Here is a 908-nt window from a genome sequence, read left to right on the forward strand (position 1 = left end):
CGTATCCGGCGTGTTGAAGCGCGACTTCTTCCACGGCGGCGAGATCCTGCTGCATGACAAGCCGGTGCGCTATCGGGTGCCGGCGCCGGCGGTGAAGGCCGGCATCGCCTATGTGACCGAGGACCGCAAGGTCGAGGGCTTCTTCGAGACCGCCTCGATCGCCCGCAACATCTATCTCGGCCTGCTCTCCAAGTTTCCCCGCGGCCGGATGCTGTTGTCGCGGCGCGAGACCAATAGCGTGGGCAAGAGCTGGATCCAGCGGCTCAAGGTGCGCGCGATCGGCGATGAGGCCAAGGTGGTCGAGCTGTCAGGCGGCAACCAGCAGAAGGTGGTGATCGCCAAAACGCTGGTGCAGGAGCCGGAGATCATCATCTTCGACGAGCCGACACGCGGCGTCGACGTCGGCACCATCGCCGCACATCCACGAGCGAAATCAACCGGCTCGCCGACGAGGGCAAGGCGGTGGTGGTGATCTCGTCCTACCTGCCCGAGATCATCGCCCTCTCCGACCGCATCCTGGTCGCCCGCACCGGCCGCATCGTCGCCGAGTTCGACGCCGCGGACGCGACCCAGGACAAGATCCTGTACGCCGCGGTGCATTGAGGGCCGCGACGCGCGGCCGGTTCTCTCCCCATCGTCATTCCCCGGTGCGCAATTGCGCACCTGAGGGCTCGCGAAGCGAGGACCCGGAATCCATCGCGCCGCCATCACGTGCGGCCAAATGGATTCCGGGCGCGACGCGCTTTGCGTCGCCCCGGAATGACGAGGGAGAGAGCAACTCCGGAATGACCGCGAGAGAGCACGGCAGAAGCCTTGACGGTATCGTCGCGACGTGTGTTACACGTCGACCGCAAACAGGCCGTGCGCATGACCACCGTCGAACCCCCGAAATTGCATATTGATGACTT

2 protein-coding genes are annotated in these 908 nt (G+C 65.2%); both read left to right on the forward strand.

Features of this window, described 5'->3' with window-relative positions; genetic code table 11:
• Positions 1 to 13: 13 nt before the first annotated feature.
• Positions 14 to 472: an ATP-binding cassette domain-containing protein gene (locus NS334_RS16420; protein ID WP_206542688.1), complete on the forward strand. Its 459-nt coding sequence runs from the start codon at positions 14 to 16 to the stop codon at positions 470 to 472.
• The gene (locus tag NS334_RS19310) at positions 469 to 603 is read left to right on the forward strand and encodes a hypothetical protein (protein WP_275044698.1); all 135 of its coding nucleotides are present in this window, start codon (positions 469 to 471) and stop codon (positions 601 to 603) included. Before NS334_RS16420 ends, NS334_RS19310 begins: the two co-directional genes overlap by 4 nt.
• The last annotated feature ends 305 nt before the right edge of the window (positions 604 to 908 follow it).

The organism is Sphingomonas endophytica, assembly GCF_001476895.1.
GTDB lineage: Bacteria > Pseudomonadota > Alphaproteobacteria > Sphingomonadales > Sphingomonadaceae > Sphingomonas > Sphingomonas endophytica_A.